Source organism: Georgenia muralis, from assembly GCF_003814705.1.
GTDB lineage: Bacteria > Actinomycetota > Actinomycetes > Actinomycetales > Actinomycetaceae > Georgenia > Georgenia muralis.
In genome coordinates, this window is sequence record NZ_RKRA01000001.1 from 3,959,537 (window position 1) to 3,980,680 (window position 21,144).

Sequence of the window (21,144 nt, forward strand, 5' to 3'; positions counted from 1 at the left end):
CCGGAGTGTCACCAACCTCCTGGCCGAGTACATCTAGATCGCTCGATGCGCTCGCCCTCCACTTACCCTCCAGATCGACCCGTTACAGGCCATCACTGACCGGTTAGAGTCGGAGGTGTCAGCGAGGAGATTTCCTCGACAACACAAGCGAATCCGCTCTTTCCCGGCCGATCGGGAGCAGCCGGGAGGCCTTCGATTCGTTCCGGAGGTGTCGATGAAGGTGAGGTTGACCAGGCGAAGGCGGCGCCTTCGGGCAGTATCTCGCGGAAGCGCGCGAGGGGTGCGGCCTCGGCCGGCGAGGCGGGTTCACCGAGGTTGACCCACCTGGTCGACGCCGACTCCATCCGGTTCCCTGCCCCCACTCGCCGCTGGCGCCACCAACGTGGGCCAAGGCGTTCGATCTTGCCATGATTTCGGACGGAGCCTCGGCCGTTCGTGGGTGTCCGCGAGTCACCCGTGCTGGAAACCCTATGTGGCGCCGTCGCCCCCTCTCGCCATTCAACCCGGAATGTCGGTACGCACCAATATGGTCTGGCCAGGAACGACACGTTCGCCGTCGAGTTTTTCTCGTCGGTCCCGCGAATTGTGGCGATGCGCCACACGAAAGGCAGACCGAGTGGACGACATCGAGATATTCCAGGACGGTCGAGCCGCGTTCTACGGTGCGCGGACGCCAGCGTGGCACCGGCTGGGCACGGTCACGGACGACGCCGTCCGGGCGGAGCACGCTCTTCGCCTCGCGGGGCTCGACAACTGGGACGTGACGATGAGGCCGGTCTTCACTACCGGACCCGACGGTCAGCCGGTGGCACTCCCCAAGCACCGTGCCACGGTACGACGGACCCCGGGTGCTCCCGAGGGCTCCTTCGACGCGCTTGGGGTCGTCGGTACCGACTACCAGGTCATCCAGAACGAGGAAGCCTTCAGCTTCCTCACCGATCTGGTGGAAGACGGTGATGCCACGTTCGAGACTGCCGGCTCCCTCCACGGCGGCGCGCGGGTCTTCGTGACGATGCGGGTGCCGGAGAGCGTCGTGGTGGCCGGTCACGACCAGATAGACCTCTACCTCGCCGTGACCACGAGCCATGACGGTCAGTCCGCGTTCACTGCGATCCCCACACCCGTGCGGGTGGTGTGTCAGAATACGCTCACCCTGGCGCTACGTGAGGCGCGGTCGCGATACAGGGTGCAGCACCGCCCCGGCCAGGCGCCCTCGGCGGCCGAGGCGCGCCAGATGCTGGGCATCACAATGGCGGGCGGTCTCGACATCGTCGCCGCGGCGGAGGAGATGTTGAAGAACAGGGTCACTGACGCGGAGTTTGACGACATCGTGGCACGGGAGTTCATCCCCATGCCGCCCCACGCCAGCCCCAAGCAGTGGGAGAACCGCATGCTCGACCGGAAGGGCCTTGCCTACTTCTTCCGTGACGCACCCACGCAGGACCTCGGACGCAACACCGCGTGGGGCGCATTCAACGCGATCTCCGAGTGGTCCGAGTGGAGCAAGCCGAAGAACCCGGCGGCCCCCGGCTCTGCGGAATCCGCTATCACCGGAGACATCGCCGCCGTGCGTCAGAAGGCGTGGAACCGCTTCGCGCCCGAGCAGTACAAGCAGCGACGCAGGCGCGCCCGGAGCACCGCTGACATGGGCAGGCTCGACACCCTCGCTGGAGCCGCTCAGCGCGCGTAGTCGACGGTCGGTCCGATTCGACCGGTCAACCACGCGCAGCCCTGGTTGTGGTTGGCGAGCGCCTCCGCGGACGGTCTCGCCGTGACGTCGTGCGGCAGGTGCTGGAGCGGGTGCCCGTCAAGGTCGCGGTAGTGCTGCTCCGCCACCGAGGGTGCCACCCGCACGACGTAGCTTCCGTCGTGCGGGCGCACCGTGAGGAGGTGCAGGTCGAAGAGGGTGTGGATGTCGGACCGCAGCAGGAGACCGTTCGCTACGAGGTTCGTGTGCGTGCCGCGGTACGGGGAGATGTGGGCGGCCTCGAGCACGGCCTCCTCGGTCGTCCCGGTGACGGCGCACCGCCGCCCGTACGCGGCCAGCAGCGACGTGCGGAACTTCCCCTGCCCGCGGCGGACGGCGATCTCGGCGAGCGCCCGCTCGCGGGTGTCCTCCTTGAGATCCGCCAGTTTGGCCGCGGCGCTCTCGGCGGTGGCGAAGGCGCGTTCGGCGTCGTCCTCCGTCGTCGTGAAGAGCGAGCTGAGCCACGTTTCCGCAGCGGAGTCCTGGCGTGGCGTCGCTGAGGCGTAGTCCGGTCGGCGTGCCCACCCCGTGACTTTGGCGACCGCGGTCCAACTAACGGGCTCCGCGCCGTAGTCCTCGGCCTGCGCAAATTCGAATCGGGATACGTACTCTCGTTTACCCTGGTCCGTCCAGGGCAACACAGCATTGTCGGCGAGGGCATGCGCACCACGTGTCACAAGCACGCGGCCGACAAATCCCATACCGCCTGTCACCCAGAAGTAGACACGATCCGCGCGCTCGATCGGGCGGTGTGTGGTCATGTCCCACAGCCCGTTCTCCTTGGCGATTTCCCAGTGGTTCGGGTAGTCCTCAGCAATGGTGAGCACCCAGCTCGTCATGGCATTCCTCGTCCGCGTGTTGCGGGTGGAGGCGTGTCCGGGAGCCGGAAGCCTGTCGGGCCGCGTGCTGTGTTTTGTGGTTGATCAGGGGTGTCGCTCCGCTGAGGACTGTCAGGAGGCGGTGAGTACCTCGGTAGTGACCCGCGCGGGGTTCACGCGGTCACGCAGCATCGCCTGGGTCTCCTCGTCGACGGAGTAGAGGAGCGTCCCGCGCAGGCCGCGGGTGAGTAGGACCTTGTAGACGTGCCGGACCAGCCGGTCGAAGGTCGGGTTGTCCACCGCCGCACGGGAGCGAAAGTCCGGGTCCTTGTTGAACTCGCGGCGGGCCACCCAGTGGTCCCGCCGCCAGACGAGGTCTGGGCCGAGGATGACACCGTTCCAGGCGTACTCGAAGCCCTGAGCGGTGTAGACGCACCCCACCTGCTCAAAGCCGGCCGGATCGGAGGCCCAGAGCGAGGCGGGCGGGGCGCCGCCGACGGCGCGCTCGCTCTTGAGGTTCCACGGCCGGCTCCACGAGCCGACCCGCACGTCGCGGACGAGCGATCCGTCCTTGTTCGGGTCGCTCCACGGCCAGCAGAAGCCCGCGGTCATCCGGGCGTTCTCACCGGCATCCACCCGGGTCCTGAGCCTGGCCTCCATCTCCTCGACGGAGTCCACGACCTCCACGGAGAAGGTCGACTCGTCGTGCCACGCTGCCGGCTGGCCTGCGGCGTGCGGCGCTTCCGTGCTGAGTCCCAGCAGCGCGTGTACCCAGTCGAGATAGGTGTCGCTGCCTCCGGCGCGGAACTGGCCGGCGAGGTCGACCTGCCGGACGGTGATGCCTCGGCTGGCCGCGTGGGCCTTAATGTCCGGGATCGTGCCCATCTCCCCCGGCCGTACCACCTGGTGCTCGTCGAGGAGGAAGACCGGCACCCGAGCGGCGTCGAGCAGCTCCTCCACCTGCGGGCGGGCCTGGTCGCGCAGCGCCTTGGGCGTGTAGCGGTTGACCGACTTCTCCCGGATGCGGTGGGCTTCGTCGAGCACGACCACGTCGAGACCGTCCGCCTCTGCGCCGATGAACGAGTTGAAGTACTTGAACAGGTTCTTCGTCCGGGTGGAGCCCTTACCCGCGACCTGGCGCATGGTCTGGGTGAAGGACTTCGAACCGGTCGCGTGCACCACCGGGTAGCCTCGCCGCGCCAGCTCGCCGAGGACGGAGAGGGCAATGACGCTCTTGCCGCTGCCGGGTGCGCCGCTGACGACGATCGCCGTCTTGCTGTTCTCGCGTCGCGCTTCTTCCACCGCCTGGAGGATCAGCTCGTAGGCGACGCGCTGCTCGTCCAGGAGCACGAACTGCTCACGGTCCTGGATCTCGGCGGCAGCGTGCTCGAGGAGCTGCTTGGAGGGCCGGACCGGCGAGGAAAGGAGGGAGTCGGCCGCCGAGAATCCGGACGACGGGGCGAGGTAGGTGCGGAGGTACTCACGGAAATGCTCGCGTCCCTGCCCGGTGAACATCGGGGCGTTGCTGACTTCCGCCGTCGGCCAGAGGTCCTCGACAAGGTGGTCCGTGGCGTTGTGCAGGTAGGCGACCGACGCGAGCTGGTCGGGCTCGTCCTGCAGGACGACGAGGAAGTCGCGGAGGTACTCGCCGTACGCGGCGACCTGGAGAGAGGGGTGCAGGGACGGCCGGTAGGGAGCCCCGGCGACGTCCACGAGGGTGTCGCTGTCCTGCCAGCGCGTCGCGCCGCCCCACTGCTTGAGCTCGACAAGGACGTAGCTGGGACGGCCCGTCTCCGGGTGCAGCCCGGCCAGGAGGACGTCGATCCGCTTGTTCGACAGCGGTAGCCGGTGCTCGAGGACGACCTCCACGTCGCCGAGACCCGCGGCCGTCAGGTCGGCGGCGAAAACCGGGAGGCTGTGCCGCCGTGCATGAGGAGATGGTTCTCCAGTGCGTCCTCGACCACGGAGAAATCACCGTGGACGCTCTCGCTGAGCTGGTGCGCGGACAGACGGACGTTCCCGACCACTGATTTCCCCTCGGGCAGCACGAATCATCGTGCGGAGGGGACATGTCTGTGGTTCAGAAGTCCGTCGGTACCGCTGTCACGACATTATCGGAGAAGTGCGGCGCAGCGTGCCGGGAGACGCTATGGGACTGCGATCCGGGCCCTGGTCATCGTCGCGAGGATCCGGGCGTGCGTCTGTCGCGGCAGGGATCGGTTGCCCGGCTCGCCGAACGGGTTCCCCGGGCGTGCTCGCGCATTCGCCAGGAGATCGTCGAGCCCGGCGCGGGAGGCCAGGAGGAGTCCGTGCGTGGCTCGCGTGCACGCCACGGCGAGTCGTCCGAACGCCGAGTTGAACGCGTCGAGCGTGCTGGCACCCGAGAGCGGGTGCACCGCGATGGTGATGCCGTTCGTCTGCCCCTGCCACGAGTCCACCGTGGAGGCGACGAGAAGCCCTTCGGGCGGCGAGAGCTTTCTCGTCAACCGGTCGGCCATGTCGGCGGCGTCGTCGACGGCCTGGTTGCGGGTGGCGAGCAGGGTGATCATGGGGTCGCCGTCCGGGGCACTCGAGCGGCGCTCGAGCGTGCCGTCAGGGTTTCCGGCGCGGTCGTACCGTCTCTCGTGGGGGCGAACCCGCCCTCGAGGAGCGGCGTGAGGAGCTGCTCCAGCACCGTGAGCAGCGGGAGGTCGCTGTCGGGCTAGTCCGGCTCGTCGAGGCCGTCGACCTCGAGCAACGTCGGCTCTCCTCCCGCGACGCGCCGCCACAGCTCTGCTGTGCCGTCGGCAAGTGGGGGCAGCTCGATGCTCCGGTCACCCACAGACCAGGTCTTCAGCGACTCCCTGACTGCATTCGCCCCTGGTGACCACAGTGACCAGCGACTCCGCCCACCAATGCGGGCTTTGGATAAGCGAATGGCCACGCTCGCTCGTCTGCCCGGGCTTCCTCGCGACCGTCCTGCTCTCCTCCGGCGTACGACGCACCTTCACGCTGCTCTTCATACCGATCCGAACCGACCAGGCTGCCCGCAACATCCGCAAGAAGAAGACGGATTACATCTCCGCCGGTGCCGCCCAGCGGCATCGGATCGGCCAGATCGAGGATGCCTAGCAGTCCGCCGAGTAAAGGAACGTCCTCCAGCAGGAAGCCGACCTCACCGCCGGAAACGGCATCCGCCGCAATACCGACCTGATTGCCGTCAGCGCCCAAAGCCCGACGAGCTGGAACGGGCTGTCGCCGACACCGAGCAAGCCGCCCTCGAAGCCTCCTGGGAGACGAGGTGACTCAAGGCTCCACGGCCCAAGCCTGCAGCGCGGCAGCGCTCCCGGTGTGGCGCAGTGTATGACCCTCACCGGGGAGCACGCCACGGCAGAGCGGATTCTCCGTCCGAGGACAAGCGGAATAGATAGACTTCGGTTAGCTAGGCTGTCACGCGCACGCCATCCGGTGGACCGAGTTGCCTAGGGCAAAGGGAATGTCATGGCAACTAACGGGCGTACTTCGCTCGGCCGCTGCACCCGCAGGTCGTCCTCCGAAGGAGGCACCGTCGGCTCTGTTGCGCAGTTTCGTTGGACCCCGCTGCCAGACTGGACTCCAAGTTCTGAGCGGGAGGCGTTTTGAGCATCAACAGCGAGCAGTTGCGAGTGCTAGTTGAGCGAGTCGACAGCATCGTGGCTGCTCGGAAGGGACTCCTGCCCGCCGTTCAGCGGGAGGTAGACGATGCTGCACGACGCCGAAGCGATAGTGACCGACTGCTCGAACTGCTGCGAGAACTCAAAGGGATCGAGAAGGACCAAGATGCGCTCGATCGCATCGAGGGTGCCCTGGGCGACCTTGATCAGCTTCTTTCCTCCTTCTCCGCGCGGGAAGCGACCCTAAACGCCCTTCGCGCTCGGTTCAGCCGGGACACGGTGAACATTGGCGTGTCGGGCGAGGCACGCGTTGGCAAGTCGACGACCCTGCAGAAGTTCTCTGGTCTGACGGACACCCAGATCCCGACCGGCAAGGGCCTACCCGTTACCGCCGTACGGTCGGAAATCGTAAACAGTGCCGACGAGCGCGCCGAAGTCACGTTCCGCGACCAGAAGACGTTCGTCGCCGAGTACATCCACCCTCTGCTTGAGATCGTGAACGGGCACCTGGATGTCCCGCTCGCAGTCAACACCTTGGCCGGCCTGCGGACTGCGAAGTTCCCCGAGACGCTCGGCTCGAACGTTGACTCGATCAGCACCGACAGCCTAAACAGACTCCTCGATGCACAGCGAAGCATCGACACCTACGAATCGCTCCTGACGGGTGGCGTCAGGCAAGTTGCTCTGGACGACCTCCGGAGTTACGTCGCCTACCCCTCCAAAGAAGACCTCGACGCAGAGAAGGCCACGGGTACGCCTTCGAGCCGCTCATACATCGCGGTCAAGTCGGTGAAAATCTTCTGTCACTTCCCGCGGCTTGAGGGTGTGAAGATTGGCCTTGTTGACTTGCCTGGGCTGGGCGAGATCGGCGCCTCGGTCGCAGACATGCACTTGCGCGGCCTTGAGGACGCCGTTGACCAGATCTTCCCGATCATGCGCCCCACGGACGCGGAGGGCTACGCGAAGCAAGGGATCGCTAGCAACATCGACCATCTTCGACGCATCCAGCCTGGAATCAAACGGCGTGGCGACCTGATTACGGCAGGTATCAACGTTACTGAGGGCCTTAGCGCGACCGTTGAAACACTCAGAGACGACTTTGAGCGCAAGATCAACAGAGCCAGCTCTGACCCCATCGAAGTCCTCGAGTACACAGCGATCGACGACTCATCGGTTGCTGACCTGTTCGACACCCTCCTCCGACGGATCAGTGACCGCCTGCACACGATGGACCAAGAGGTCTTAGCACACGCGCTTGCCAGCGAAGCCAGCGAGGCCGATGTGCGGGGAACGCTGACGGAGTTGAGCCGCACGCTGACGGAACTCCTGCGACTGATCCCCATTCCCGAGAAGATCCTTCTTAGGCAGATCGACCGGATCGCCAGCGACCTGATCCATGAGTACAACACCTTCCAGAAGAAGCTGGACGACGAGGCGGACGAGCACAGCGACTGGTATGTCGCGTTCGACGCGGACGTCAATCGGATCCATGCCGAGTCTCGTGCGTCCATCGAGGACGGCTTCTTCATGGGTCGAGCCGAGTGGGAATTCGCCGCGCGCGGCCGGAAAGACTACTACAACTGGTACCGCGACGAGGCGCAACGGATTCGCCGCGAGATCACCGCTCAATACGGCGGACTTGACGTCTTCTACGACGAACAGGTCACACAGTTCAAGGACGACCTCATCAACATCTTCCTCGACAACACGGGTGACCTCGCGCGGAAGTTCCAAATTTCTCCCGGTGATGACCCGGACGTCACGATCGACAAACTCGCTGCCGAGTTCGGCGGCACGATCCAGGACGACGATCTGGACTCGGCCCTGGCACTCCTCAAGGACGTGAAATTCAGCTTCCGCAACAACGTCTTCCTTCAGATCGCGAATCATCTCAAGGAACTCGCCAACCCCCGGGAAAGCTTCTTGCTGAATCCCGGGGCGAACAACCCGGAGTGGGAGAACATCCGCGAAGTGCTCGGCGTGGTCGGGAACTACGACCACCAACTTGGAAGACTGAGCGACTATCTGACTTGTATTGCCACAAAAGCGAACGACAGCATCCGGGCTTCCCTACTTCAGCACGACGACAGATTTCACGAGTACCTGTCGGTGAGCATTTCCTTCTTCAACGACTTCCTCTACCGGAAGGACGAAGAGAACTTCAAGCATCTCGTCATCCGTAGCCTCATCAAGGAGTACCGAGACTACATCCTGGGCGAAAACACAGGCGTTTCGATTGACGGTAAGAAAAAGGACCTGATTGATCAGATTAAGGCCTCGATCGAGGACGTCAGTGACGGTTCGGTCGAACAACCTCACCGCGCAGTCCCCCCGAAGCGTGCAAGCCCGCACACTCCCGCGAAGCCAACAAAGAACGAGTCACACCCGAGCGACTCATCGCCTGTGGAGACCGTCGCTGTTCCCCCTTCCGACTCGAGTGCAGGCGAGGTTTCCGATGAGCCGTGGATGACCCCACTCCCTGGAAGTACGAACGGAGTTTTCACCGATGGCGGATGGCGCCCGTAACACATTCGACGTAGAAGCGCTCGATCCGAGGGACTACCTCACAGACAATCGCAGGATCGTTGTTGACACCTCTGCGCTCTTGGAGACCAGGGAGGGTTACGCCGGCGGCGTGCCCCAGTTGGTCGTAAACTGCGCAGAGGCGCTCGCGGCGAACCCCCTGGTCATTCCAAAGGCGGTGCTCAACGAGCTGACCAGCCAGACGTCGGACCGGCGAGCACTGAGCCTCGATCCACCGACGCGGATTCTTTGGTGATTGATTTCGGGTCGGGGCCGTTCACCCCTGGGTGGGCGTGGGGTAGTCGCCGGTGTGCCCGGCCTTTTCCACTTCGGTGTGTTTCCTCGTGCGGTCAGGAACTGCGGCTCAGGCCGCGGGGGCGAGCGGTGGAGCGAAGGCGGCGTCGTTGAGGGCGCGCCAGGGGTGCTCCCAGGGCCAGTCCTTGGGCAGGTGGAGGCGCAGCCGGCGGGCGGAGGTCGCGAGACGGGCCGGGACGGTGATCAGATGCTTGCGGATGGTGGCGGTCCGGGCTCGGGCGTGCCGGGTCGAGGCGAGGGTGCCGGCGGCGCGGGTGAGGTTGAACGCGATGGCCGCGAGCACGGTCCAGGCCGAATTCGCGGTGAAGACCCCGGAGGGGAGGTGAGCGAGCGGGCCGTCCTTGAGGTCGGCGATGACCTGCTCGATGATCGCGTGGTCGCGGTGGGAGGCCTCGGCCTCGAGCATGGCCAGCTCGGTGTCGGTGAAGACGGCGTGGTGGCGGTAGGCGGCGAACATCTCGCCCTGCCCGGCCGGGACCGACCTGGGATTCAGGCGCTTGACCCGGCGCACGATCAACCGGGCGGTGACGTGCTCGGCCTTCCGGCGGGAGGTGAACGCGACGAAGGGGACCTCGGCGACCTCGGCGTCGGAGATCCACCGTTGCTCGTCGGGGTCCCAGATCGCCGCGGGGTACTTGATCCCCACCCAGTCGGTCTCGGGGATCCGGGAGATTGCCGCGACCACCGCGGGGTCCATCCGGGCGGTGACGGAGAACCGGGCCCCGCCCCTGGAGGCGGCGGCGACGACGGCGTGGGTGTAGTACGCGCTGTCGGCCCGCACGGTGATCTGCCCGCTCACCCCGGCCCGGCGTGCGGTGCCCAGCGCCTCGGTGATCAACGACTTCGCCCCGTGGGGCGAGGAGACGTTGCCCCGGCGCAGCCGGGTGGCGGCGATCACCGGCGCCGCCAGCGGGGTCGAGACCGCCGCGAGCTGGGCGTTGAGGCCCTTGGTCTTGTTGTACCCGTAGGCCACGCCCTGCTTCTGGTACCCGTGGGTCTGCCGCATGGTGTCGTCAACGTCGAGGTAGGCCACCTCCTCGGAACCCTTGAGCAGGTCCGGGACCTCCCCGGCCAGGCCAACCAGAACGGCCGCGGCGACCGAGTCGAGCTGGCGCACATGCCCATGGGTATACGCGCGCAGATGCGTGCCCAACGTCGACGGTGCCCGCAGCCCGGCGAAGACCTTCCCCATGCCGCCGTGGCGCAACAGGTCCATGTCATCGATGCTGTCCGCGCCCGCGACCATCCCCGCCACCAGGGCCGGGACCTTCATCGCGGCATTGGCGCCCGCATCGCCAGGCACCTTCACCCGCTGCCCCGCCAGGTCATGCAGCCCGGCCCGCCGCGCCAACGCCATCGTCGGGACCAGACCCGCCACCGACACCAGATTCGGGTCATCAAAATCCGTGGAAACCTTGTGAGAGACTCGCACCTGCGAAGTGCCCTTCTATCTGCGACGCGGAACCTTAGACAAGTCCCATCGTCCCAGGTCAGAAGGGCACTCGTGCGTCACGACCCGCCCACCCCACCGGTGGATTCTCAATGACTTTGTCAAGCCGTTTGGGCCATCGGTTCTCGCGAGGGTGGGGCGAGTTCGAAGGGTCGGTTGTCGCGGAGCAGGGCCCATAGGACGTCGACGCGTCGGCGCGCCAAGGCGATGAGCGCTTGGACGTGCCCGTGGCCTTGTCCGCGCTTCTTGAGGTAGTAGTCGCGGTTGGGGCCCTCGCGCATCATGGCGGCTGAGGCGGAGAGGTAGAACACTCTGCGCAGCTTGCGCGAGTAGCGCATCGGCCGGTGCAGGTTCCCGGTGCGCCGGCCAGAGTCCCGCGGGACCGGGACAAGCCCGGCGGCCGAGGCGAGCCGTCCGGCGTTCGCATAGGCGGCAAGGTCCCCTGCGGCGGCTACCAGCTCGGCACCGAGGATCGGTCCCATGCCGGGCAGGGACTCGATGATCTCGGCCTGGGGGTGCGCGCGGAAGGTGGTGGTGATCCGGGCGTCGAGGTCGGAGATCCGCGCGCCGAGCGCCAGGAGCTGAGCGGCGAGGTCGGCCACGATGCTGGCCGCCACATCCTGCCCGGGCACGACGGTCTGCTGGGCCTTGGCCGCACCGAGCGCAGCTGCAGCGATCTGGTCGGCGCTGCGCACCTTCCGCTTGACCAGCCATGCCCGCAACCGCGACTCACCCGTCCGGCGGATCGCCTGCGGCGTCTGGTAGCCCGTCAGCAGGACCAACGCACCCCGGCTATGGGCGTAGTCGAAGGACCGCTCCAGCGCAGGGAAGTAGCCGCTGAGCACGTCGCGGAGCCGGTTGACCACGCGGACCCGGTCACCGACCAGGTCGGTGCGGTGGGTCACCAGTAGCCGCAGCTCGGTCACCAGCGCGGTGGCGACCTCGACGTCCTGTAGATCGCCGCGGTGTCGCAGGGTCTCGGCGATGACGTAGGCATCGCGGGCGTCGGTCTTGGCCTCACCGCGGTAGGCGCTGGCCATCTGGTTCACCGTGCGGCCGGGGACGTATCTCACCCGCTGACCGTGGGCTGCCAGCAGTGCCAGCAGCAGTCCCGACATGGTCCCGGTGACGTCTACTCCCCAGACGACCTCGTCGGCGTGGCCAAGGACGCCGGCGATCGCGTCGAGGATGGCGGCCTCGTCGTTGACCACCTTCGTCGACCAGACTGTGGTGCCGGCCTCGTCGATCAGGCAGATCCAGTGATGACCCTTACCGACGTCGACACCAGCCCACCCGGGCGCGATCCGTTGCTTCATCAACTCCTCCTTCGAGCACACGAGCGATTGCCATGGCCCGAAGGAACACCCCGCCGACAGATCCGTAAACAGCGACCAGGACGCGCATCTCAATCAGCAGTCAAGGCGCCCCAGGAGGAACCGGGCGGCCAATCCATCGGAGCCATCAACGGGCGATCAAGGCTCAGCCACACCCAGCCCTCCCGGGCCACCCAAGAACTTACGGATCGAGGCTGAGGGACCCTGAGTTGGCGGGACGCGCGAGGCTGGCGAAGTCTCTGGTTGAGGATCTCGTCAGCGACGGTCTCGCAACGACCGACTTCGGTGGCATCAAAGACTTCGAAGCCGACCCCGAGTTCAGCACCATCGCACGAGTCGCAACCGAGATGGGCTGGGAAGTCCTGTTCCTGACTGCCGACATCACCGTGAAGCTTGAGGTTCGACTCCTCGGCAAGAAGGAGCGCAAGGCGCACCTTGCCGGCGCCGCCACAGCTGATGGTCTCGTAGAGGTTGAGAACCTTGCTCTCATGCTGAGAAAGGGCATGAACAAGAAGAAGTCCCTCGCCGAGAAGCCCGGTAAGGCCGATGAGTACGACCGACTGTCTGCCGTGCTCAAGGAGTGGCCAGATGCCTTCGACCTGCGTCAGCAACCCAGGCGGGTGGCTCCGACAAAGAAGACGCCCGATCGCAGGCGTGAAACCCCTCCCAGCCCCTTCGCGCCATCGACTGCACTCAAGCCGCCTGACCAGACGATAGAGGTGAGGAGCTTCCCCGGCGAAGGCGACGAGGCAGCATTCCAACGCCCCGGGTCGAGCGGCCAGTTGGTGCTCGGTGAGCGCATCTCTCGGGGCAAGGAGGGAAGCGTCTACCAGGTCGACGGAGAGCCCCATCTCGTCGCGAAGATCTTCAAGAAGGGCAAGGTCACGACACACCGCAAAGAGAAGGTTGAACTCATGGTTCAACACAAGGTGTGGCTACCCGGCGTCTGCTTTCCGGAGTCGATTCTTAGCTATGAGGGCGAGTTCGTCGGCTTTACGATGCGCCGCGCGCAAGACGCGCATGTGCTCAACGACACCATCTTCATTCCTCAGGAACTCGATCGCCTCTACCCAGGTTGGACTCGCCGCGACCTGGTCGATGTCTGCCTGTCGTGCCTGAAGCGTGTGAAGTCGCTCCACGACCTGAACATCCTGATCGGCGACATCAATCCGAACAACGTCATGCTGGGGAACCAGAAGGACGCTTGGATCATCGACATCGACTCCGTCCAAGTTGAGGGTTACCCGTGTCCAGTTGGGTGGGACGAGTTCACCGCTCCAGAAATCTTGGGCGGAGTCCAAGGACTACGCTCGATCGAGCACGAGTACTTCGCGATCGCGGTCTTGGTCTTCATGATCATGATGACCGGCACGTTTCCGTACGAGAACAGCGGCTCGGACGACACTGTCCAGAACATCAAGTCTGGGCTCTTCCCGTACGGATTCGACGGGAAGTCCGAGCGCGACCTCCAGCCCCCCTTGCGATGGCTCTACGTCTGGAGCCACCTCTCGTACCAACTCAAGGAGCTTTTCTGGAACTCCTTCCACCGCGAGGGATCTCGGTATCAACCCGACAAACGGGTCACTGTTGAGGAGTGGATTAATGCGTTCGAGGGCTTCAAGAAGAATCTCGAGTATCGCGACGTCGACCCTCAGTCACTAGAGATCTTCCCCATCCGGCGGAAGGCCGAGCGCGGTGCACAGTTGCTCGATTGTCCGCAGTGTGGGGGCCACAACTTCATCGCCGAGTACAGCGTCGGCGATGGCCCCGACAAGGAATTCCGGACACCGTCTGCCTGCAATGAGTGCCTCCCGAAGTGCGACAACTGCGGGGAACCACGGGAGCCAGAGACGCTGGAGTCCGGGATCTGTTGGCCGTGTCGCAGATCCGACCTACAAGAAGCCGATCGCGCCAAGAGGGAGGCAGAGCGAGCCCAGCGGGAAGCCGACCGCGCACGGCGAGCGGTGGAGAAGGCCGCGAAGGATGCCGAGCGTGCTAGGCGCGAAACGTTGGATCAAACCCGCCTGTGCGAGCGATGCGGTAATCCATACATAACGTTTGGTGAAATCGAGTGGCTCAATCAGCGCAGCATTCCGATCCGCCCGGTACACAAGCATTCCGACCCAAGGTGCGACTCCTCGCCAATCGTCCGACTCCCGGCAGCCAAATCTGGGTCGGGCGCGACGGCACGGAAAGGGTTGGCGAGCGCAAAGCAATCCACCGCTTCAAAGACGGAGTCGCTGGGGCAGCGGATCGCACGATGGTGGAACAACCTGTGACCGGAATGGACATCGTCCAGACAGAAGGGGGCGCTCATGGCGCGCACGAAGATTCTCGATGAGGACATGGCGAACAATCGCTCGAAACTCATCCCAATCGCGATCTGTGTCGACCGTAGCTGGTCAATGAATGACGGAACCAAGAAGCCCGACCTGGAAGCCGCGCTCAAGAAGTTCTACGGCGACATCGAGGCTGATCCTCGAACTCGCTACGGCGCCGACCTCTGCCTGATCGGGTTCAGCGGCGATGCGGCTGTGGTGCAACCATTCACCAGCATCGACTCCGTTGATCGGGATGTTCAGATTGAATTGGAGACGACAGGGACGAACATCAGCGGAGCCGTGAGTCTTGCCCTCGACCTGCTCGCGAAGCGACGTGAGTACTACAAGCAGGCCGCCGGCGGGCGACGCGCAGCGCGCCCAACGCTGGTTCTCATGACGGACGGCGGCTCCAACGTAGGAGTTGAGGATGAGCCCCGCGTCATCAAGCAGGTCCAAGAGATGGCCGACCTGAAGAAGCTGACTGTCATCACCATCGCGATCGGCGACGACGGTGAGCTTGACTGGGAGACGCTCGTTGATTTCAGCCCAGAGATTCCTCCGCTCCAACTGGAGGGTCTCTCCTCGTTCAAAGAGTTCTTCAAGGTCCTATCCGATTCAATGTCTCGCTCAGCATCCGAGGGTTCTGAGGCGGGACCTGAGATCGAGCCCGAGGACATCGAGGACCTAGTTCCCGTCGACACTCTCAAGCAGACCGTCACCTCGAACAAGCTCGACAAGTACAAGAACTACAAAGAGATGTTCCAAGGCTGATCTTGATGGGGGGAAGGTGGCGCGAGTTTGCCTACCAAGTGCGTGGCAAGAGCCATGTGTTAGACGGAAAACCCGGTCAGGATCGGTTCCGCTACGAGTCTCGTAGTGGCGTCCAGGTGCTCTGCCTCGCGGACGGCGCGGGATCAGCAAAGTTGGCTGAGCATGGGGCGCAAGCGGTTGTCGCGGCGGGGTGTGACTTCATCGTGGACCTCTTCGAATCTGGGCGAGGGTGGCGCGGTAACCTCGATGGAAACGCACTCCACGCGCACCTGATCGAGAAGCTGAACGGGACTGCCGCACGGATTGGATGCGAACTCAAGGATCTGGCGTCAACCTTCCTGTGCGTGGCCGTGACCGAGGAGTTCTTTGTCGCGGCCCAAATCGGCGACGGCGTCATCGGAGCTGAACGCGATGGCGAACTCGAACTTGTGACCCTCCCGGACAACGGGGAGTTTCCGAACGTGACGACGTTCGTGACGTCAAAGAATGCGGTGCCCTCCATGCAGATCACAAAGGGCGAGTTGGATGGTTACAACGGCTTCATTCTAATGTCCGACGGCACGGCAGAAAGTCTCTACAACTATGAGCGTCGTGTCTTGGCGCGCGCGTGCCGCACTCTCTTTCGCATCATATCTGACGCCCCCACCTATGCCGTCGCCAATCCTGCGTACAAGAAGGAACTCAAGCGCGTCATGGACCTTCAGATCCGTGAAGGAACCGACGACGACTGCTCGATCGGCATCCTCGCCCGCTCGACCCGTGTAGTCGGCGCCTGAATGCGCCAGCACCGAGAAAAGCTCTGGCGATGTAGTTGGTCAGCTTGCGAAAGCCGAGAGCGAACCGCGCGATCAGACCCTACACAAGACCCGGGGCGATCCAATCTGCAACCTGATTCCTGTGTACACAGGGTATGGCGGTGGTTGGATGGCGGGATGCAATCTGACGCCACTTCGATCGACGTCGTCGACGAGCTCATCATGCACATCGAGAATCGCCTGGGCGCGCCGTCGTCGTGGTCCTTTCCCGGGGCTATCCCGACAGTCTCGCGCTCTGCGTCATCGACTCCGTCCAGTCGATCGGCGTGCGATACGGCAGCGTGCAGAAGGTCGTAGCGCGGTACCGCACCCACCGAGGTGAGGAGCGCGCCAACGGCGACGACCTCGATGACATCCGAAACGTCTTCGCCGAGCTGGGCGGTGTGGAGGGCTGGACGCGCACCGTCGGCAACCGTCACGAGTCCTCCACGGCGGCGCGCGCGCCGCTGAAGGCCGAGGTCATCCTTCGAGCTGCCACGCGGCTGCCGCAGCTGGGGGTCACCACCACCGAGGACCTGCGCACCGCACCCGAGCCGAAGGTGCACGACTTCAAGGCCGCGTGGCTCGCCCTGCCGGGTCAGAAGTCGGGGATCAGCTGGCGGTACCTCCTCATGCTCGCCGGTGTTCCCGGCGTGAAGCCGGACCGGATGGTCCGCCGGTTCGTCGAGAGCTCCTCCGTGCCCGTTGACCCGTGGATGTCGGCGGGTGAGGTGGCGGAGCTGGTCGAGGAGGCGGCCCGACGGCTAGGGGTCTCGGCCAGTGCGCTCGACCACGCCATCTGGCTCCATGAGTCCGGCAGGAAGGCGAGCAAGCCGCTCGACCGCCCGGACAAAGTCCCAGCTGGGCTGGCCTGAGGGGCTTGAGTTGGTCGCCCTCCCCAGGAGCCCGCGAGGTCTGACGGTCGCGGAACGGCTTGCACTGGGCTCGGTCCCGCCGAAACCATCGGTTCCTTTGTCGGCGCCCGCAGCAGAAGTCTTCGTCCTGCCCGCGGGTCCGGAGACCCTGAACGGGATCGACGCGACCGGGAACGACATCGACCTTGGACCGCTGGGGGCTCTGCGCGGCGCCTCCGTGGTGTCGACCTCGGCCGTGGCCGTGCGGAAGATGGCACGCGCTCATCGCCTGCACTACTTCTGGCAGCGGTCGGGCTCGGACCTCCAGGTGCACTTCACGGACGGCGCGAGCCTCCCGGCGGCCGAGACACGGGATGCCGACGCGGCCGCAGCCCTGTTCGGACCCACGCTGGACGAGCTCGACATGGTTCACGAGGCTCCCGTCTCGTGGACGACGGCGCGGCGACCTGGATGGCGTGCCGGTGGATCGCTAGGCGTGTGCTGTCCGCGACCGGGCCCTGGTGATGCCGTGTGTGGCGCCCACCTCGAGTGGCTCGACTGGTGGCACCCGGCGGCCACCCGCATGAGGAACTCCGCCTACGTCTACTGTGCCGTCCACGGTCAGGCATCTGCGACGCACGTACGGACCATGCGTGAGGTGATCGACGCAAGACGTCTGCTCGACAGCCTCGTCTGGGCACACCCTGCGACTGTCGGCAGCCACCGCATCTACGCGTTCGACGTCCAAGGGGTCGGCCGGCCGGTGATCTACGTCGGTGAGACGACCAAGCGCATCACCGAGCGTCACGGGCAGCACTGCTCTCCCGACCACCAACCGAAGGCGCAGGTCCTCAAACCCCACGGTCGCTCGGCAGGCCCGCTCAGACAGGACCTTGTGCCCTGGCTACCGCCTCTCGGCTCTCAAGCGACAGCGCGCGCAGCCGAGCGATTCGTCGCGGCAACACTGCAGTACCGCGGTCTGGAGATCGCGGGCGACGGCCGCCACTGATCACCAAGCTGACGACGCAAGGTCCCGCTCACCGATGGCCGGGCGGGCTGTCCGCCCGCACGGCTGCGCGGAATCCAGCCACCGCATCTCAGGCGCCCACGTTCAACGGGTGATGCGCGTTGGTCACGGTCGTGTGGACGAGACGTCGGCGCCAGGCCAGCGCATCCACGGCGACGCGCTCGGACGAGCCGGTCATGGTCGTGCCGAGACCCGCTGCAGCGATCGGACGCAGGCTCAGCCCCTCCGCCTCTTCGATGAGCCGGATGGCCCGGCGCGCGGGGGTGGCCACCGCGGGCTGGTCGAGCGCGTCCATACCGGCCGCCTCCATGATCGCGGCGAACTGCTGCCGCAGGCTGAGCGGGCTGTCGAACACCTCGGCGACGACCTGGTGGCCACCGATGCCGATCACGACGCCGAGCTCGCCCGGCAGCGTCCGCATCGTCGCCACCAGGCGGCGGACGTCGGCCGCGCCACGGTCGGCGTGATCGGCGTACGAGGACGTCGGACTCTGGCCGAAGCGGGCCTCGTACTGGGCCACTCTCTGCCAGACCGTTCCTTGGGCGCCGTGGTCCCCACGTCGGCGAGCCGCCGCACGAATGCGGGAGCTTGCACGCCGGCCGGCCGTCCGGTGCCCGGCGCCGCCACTCCACCGGCCCTGCTCCACGCACACCACCTCGACGGCGAGGGACTCCCTCGCGGGCAGAAGGACGGAGCGGGTCAGCGCCCGGGTCTGCCAACCGCCTTCAAGGAGCATCCCCTCGGTGATGAGCAACGGCATGCTGGCGCTGTTCTGGGCGAGCACGTGGCCCACGGCGGGCCCGTCCGGCAGCTCCGACACGACGAGCGATGCGTCGTCGATGCCGTACCCGCGGGAGGTGGGGGCGTCACCCCACACCGGGAAGACGGTCAAGGCGCCAGCGTTCGCACCCCTGCCGACATGAAGCTCTCTCATTCCGACCACCCCTTATCTCGTTCCTGCGCTAACCATAGCGCAACTCTGAGCTAAACTGTGTGCAATGAGGAACAACGACGACCTGACCGGGTATCCGCGACCCAACGTCGCCGTCGATCTGGCCGTGCTGACCGTGGCACCGGATCGGTCGCCCGACCCCGCCCGACCCGACGGGCAGCTCGTCGTCCTGGTCCAGGACCGGGAGACGGGTCCTGCCGGGCCCGCACTCCCCGGCCGGTTCCTTCGCGAGCGGCAGCACATCCCGGGCGCCGTCGCCGACGTCCTCCGCCTCAAGGTCGGCCTCAAGGTCCCGGTCCCGGCCCCCCACCTCCTGCGCGTCTTCGACGACCCCGACCGCGACCCTCGGGCCTGGACGATCTCCCTCGGCCACGCCCTCGTCCTCCCCCACGAGGTCCTGCGGATGGGCCGCGGGCGGCTGGTCGGCGTCGACCTCACGGGCGCGCTCGTCTCGGACGACCCGCTGCTCTTCGACCACGGCACGATCGTGCGGGAAGCCGCCGCGGCGATGCGCGATCGGTACGAGCACCTGCCGGACCCGGACGGGCTCCTCGGAACGGAGTTCACCCTCGCCGAGCTGCGCGCCTGTCACGAGGCCGTGCTCGGCGAACGACTGCTCAAGGACACCTTCAACCGGCGGATGAGCGAGCACCTGGAACCCGTCCTCGAGCGCGGGAGCACCCTGACCCGGTCCGCCGGGGGACGACCCGCCCGGGTCTTCACCAAGTCGGGAGACGCCGACCATCGCGCCACCTCACGACGTCGGCTCCAGCTGCCCCGCGAGTCGGTCTGACCTGTCCGCGCCCTCCTGGAACGATGTCGCCATGTCCGGACACCTCTTCGTCATCCACGGCGACCTTCGCAAGCTCGCCTGCGACGGCATCGCCATCCCGTGCGACGATCGCTTCAACATCACGGACGTCTGGTCCGATTTCCTGCCGGGCAACCTCCCTCGCGTCCCAGGCACCGGCTGGTTGCGGCTGCCACACCCCTCGACAGGCACGGCCGTGGCGCTCCCGGACAGCGACGGACGCAGGGTCACCGCCGTCGCCACCGTCCACGACGACATGACCATCACCAGCATGGTCCAGCGGATGCTCGACGGCGTCACGGAGCTCGCCGGCGGGCTCGAAGCCCGCGGCGGCCGAGACCGGCCGCTCCTCGGCGTCCCGATGATCGGCACCGGAGCGGGCGGATTGCACCATCAGCGCGGCGAGGTCATCGACGTGTACCTCCCGGCGCTGGCGACCGCGGCTCGCGACCACGGTTTCGACATCGCCTTGGTGGTGCAGGACCGCCGCGATGTGGCGGCGGTCCAGGCCCGGCGCACCGACGAGCAGTGGGCGGCGCTCCCCGAGCACCTGGAGGCGGAGGCGGACCGGCTGGGCACGATGGCGGCCAAGGGCCAACTGTCGTTGTTCATCGGCGCCGGCGTCTCCAAGCCGGTTGGGCTCCCCGACTGGCAGACGCTCTTGCGGATACTCGCCGAACGAGCACAGCTCCCGACCGACTGGCCGGATGACGCCGACCCGCTCGACGTCGCCACTTCGATCGCCGAGAAGCTCGAGATCGAGGCGGAGCTGGGCAAGATCCTGGGCACTCCTCGCCACGGCATCGGCCATGCCCTCCTCGCCGGCCTCCGTCCCCGGGAGATGGTCACGACCAACTTCGACCCGTGCATGGAGCATGCGCTCGAATCAGTGCTGGGCGAGGAGGGCTTTCGCGTCATGACCCGGCGCCTTGCCGACGGTGCTCTGCCCTGGCTCCTGAAGCTCCACGGAGACATTGCGCGGCCAGGCTCCGTGGTCCTGACCCGGGCGCACTACGACGCCCACGCGGAGGAGTACAAGGCGCTCGCCGGAGTGGTCCAGTCCCTTATGCTCACAAGCCATCTCCTCTTCGTCGGGTTCAGCATGACCGACCGCGACTTCCTCGACATGGCGGCAGCGGTCGCACGGGTACGGGCCGATGCAGAGCCTGACGGTGCGAGCTCGCGGCCCACCGCAGGGACCGTCCTTCCGCTCATTCGCAAGACCGACCAGGAGTTCCAGCTGGAGGGCGATCTCACGTTCCTTCCGATGGCCGAGACCGGAAGCGTGGCGGAGGCGGCCCGAACTCTCGAGGTGTTCCTGGACCGGCTCTCCTGGACCGCCGCTCGGACCCACAGCCTCTCGGCCGAGTACCTCCTGGACGAGCGGTACCTCTCCGGCCTCAGCCCGGCCGACCGCGCACTCCGCGACGCGTTGATCGAGTTCGAGCGCACCATCTCACCCGCCGCGAGATCGAGCGTCGGCTGGGACAAGATCCGAGAGACTCTGGAGGCACTCGGGGCGAAGTCCAGATAGGGGCGTGAAGCCGGCGACATCGCGGTTACCCGGTCAGCCGGAGGCGCTCCCGCGCCGACTGGGCCCCCGACCGTTGGCTCAGGTCCCGCCCTTCGACGTGGCCGCGGTTCTTGCCGGTAAGGCCACGGCGATCGGGTGGGGCGTATGCGTGTAGCAGTGCCCTGTTCGAGGTGCTCTTGGCATTGCCGGTTACCGGTCCCGAGGCCCGCCTGGCAGTGGGTCGTTAACACTTCTCCATTCCGTGCGTCTCTGTAGGTGAAG

15 protein-coding genes and 1 pseudogene are annotated in these 21,144 nt (G+C 66.0%); 10 read left to right on the forward strand and 6 right to left on the reverse strand.

Translation table 11 applies throughout. The features are described from left to right. Window positions 1-616 precede the first annotated feature (616 nt). A complete protein-coding gene (locus EDD32_RS17825) occupies window positions 617-1,690 on the forward strand; it encodes a DUF932 domain-containing protein (RefSeq protein ID WP_170175348.1) in 1,074 nt (357 codons plus the stop codon). On the opposite strand, the gene EDD32_RS17830 is transcribed toward EDD32_RS17825, so the two are convergent. From EDD32_RS17830 to EDD32_RS17840, 3 genes are all read right to left on the reverse strand, one after another. After that, complete coding sequence (locus EDD32_RS17830; protein WP_123919689.1) at window positions 1,678-2,586, reverse strand: HNH endonuclease; 909 nt, start codon at window positions 2,584-2,586, stop codon at window positions 1,678-1,680. The genes EDD32_RS17825 and EDD32_RS17830 overlap by 13 nt on opposite strands. A gap of 111 nt (window positions 2,587-2,697) precedes the next feature. Continuing rightward, entirely contained in the window at window positions 2,698-4,434 is a 1,737-nt protein-coding gene (locus tag EDD32_RS17835; protein WP_246006209.1) for a DUF2075 domain-containing protein, read from the reverse strand. A 278-nt stretch (window positions 4,435-4,712) separates the two neighbouring features. After that, complete coding sequence (locus EDD32_RS17840) at window positions 4,713-5,114, reverse strand: hypothetical protein (protein WP_123919693.1); 402 nt, start codon at window positions 5,112-5,114, stop codon at window positions 4,713-4,715. A gap of 328 nt (window positions 5,115-5,442) precedes the next feature. Between EDD32_RS17840 and EDD32_RS19675 the strand changes: the two are divergent. Both EDD32_RS19675 and EDD32_RS17850 read left to right on the forward strand, forming a co-directional pair. Beyond that, a pseudogene (locus tag EDD32_RS19675) lies at window positions 5,443-5,911 on the forward strand (SCO6880 family protein); the annotation flags it as partial. A 271-nt stretch (window positions 5,912-6,182) separates the two neighbouring features. Then, window positions 6,183-8,723, forward strand: a complete 2,541-nt coding sequence (locus tag EDD32_RS17850; protein WP_123919695.1) for a hypothetical protein — start codon at window positions 6,183-6,185, stop codon at window positions 8,721-8,723. Window positions 8,724-9,084: 361 nt separating this feature from the next. Here EDD32_RS17850 and EDD32_RS17855 read toward each other — a convergent pair whose 3' ends face one another. Beyond that, window positions 9,085-10,467: an IS1380 family transposase gene (locus tag EDD32_RS17855; RefSeq protein ID WP_123914576.1), complete on the reverse strand. Its 1,383-nt coding sequence runs from the start codon at window positions 10,465-10,467 to the stop codon at window positions 9,085-9,087. Window positions 10,468-10,586: 119 nt separating this feature from the next. Beyond that, window positions 10,587-11,801 carry an IS110 family RNA-guided transposase gene (locus EDD32_RS17860; protein WP_123914369.1) on the reverse strand — a complete coding sequence of 405 codons (1,215 nt, stop codon included), beginning with the start codon at window positions 11,799-11,801 and terminating at the stop codon, window positions 10,587-10,589. A gap of 227 nt (window positions 11,802-12,028) precedes the next feature. Here EDD32_RS17860 and EDD32_RS17865 point away from each other — a divergent pair, with 227 nt between their 5' ends. The 5 genes from EDD32_RS17865 (at window position 12,029) to EDD32_RS17885 (ending at window position 17,568) form a co-directional block, all read left to right on the forward strand. Continuing rightward, window positions 12,029-14,098: a protein kinase domain-containing protein gene (locus EDD32_RS17865; RefSeq protein ID WP_123919697.1), complete on the forward strand. Its 2,070-nt coding sequence runs from the start codon at window positions 12,029-12,031 to the stop codon at window positions 14,096-14,098. 36 nt (window positions 14,099-14,134) lie between these two features. Further along, on the forward strand, window positions 14,135-14,911 hold the full coding sequence (locus EDD32_RS17870) for a vWA domain-containing protein (RefSeq protein ID WP_123919699.1): 777 nt from the start codon (window positions 14,135-14,137) through the stop codon (window positions 14,909-14,911). Between the two features lie 5 nt (window positions 14,912-14,916). Further along, window positions 14,917-15,687, forward strand: a complete 771-nt coding sequence (locus tag EDD32_RS17875; RefSeq protein ID WP_123919701.1) for a PP2C family serine/threonine-protein phosphatase — start codon at window positions 14,917-14,919, stop codon at window positions 15,685-15,687. Window positions 15,688-16,007: 320 nt separating this feature from the next. After that, window positions 16,008-16,580, forward strand: coding sequence for a heme peroxidase (locus tag EDD32_RS17880; RefSeq protein WP_123919703.1), 573 nt, complete (start codon window positions 16,008-16,010; stop codon window positions 16,578-16,580). 97 nt (window positions 16,581-16,677) lie between these two features. Next, entirely contained in the window at window positions 16,678-17,568 is an 891-nt protein-coding gene (locus tag EDD32_RS17885) for a hypothetical protein (protein WP_123919705.1), read from the forward strand. Window positions 17,569-17,656: 88 nt separating this feature from the next. On the opposite strand, the gene EDD32_RS17890 is transcribed toward EDD32_RS17885, so the two are convergent. Next, a complete protein-coding gene (locus tag EDD32_RS17890; protein ID WP_342771423.1) occupies window positions 17,657-18,520 on the reverse strand; it encodes an ARPP-1 family domain-containing protein in 864 nt (287 codons plus the stop codon). Between the two features lie 64 nt (window positions 18,521-18,584). Between EDD32_RS17890 and EDD32_RS18975 the strand changes: the two genes are divergently transcribed. Further along, window positions 18,585-19,331, forward strand: a complete 747-nt coding sequence (locus EDD32_RS18975) for an NrtR DNA-binding winged helix domain-containing protein (protein WP_211338885.1) — start codon at window positions 18,585-18,587, stop codon at window positions 19,329-19,331. 31 nt (window positions 19,332-19,362) lie between these two features. Beyond that, window positions 19,363-20,883 (forward strand): SIR2 family protein, encoded by a 1,521-nt coding sequence (locus tag EDD32_RS19865; RefSeq protein ID WP_123919709.1) that lies wholly within the window; start codon window positions 19,363-19,365, stop codon window positions 20,881-20,883. Window positions 20,884-21,144 lie beyond the last annotated feature (261 nt).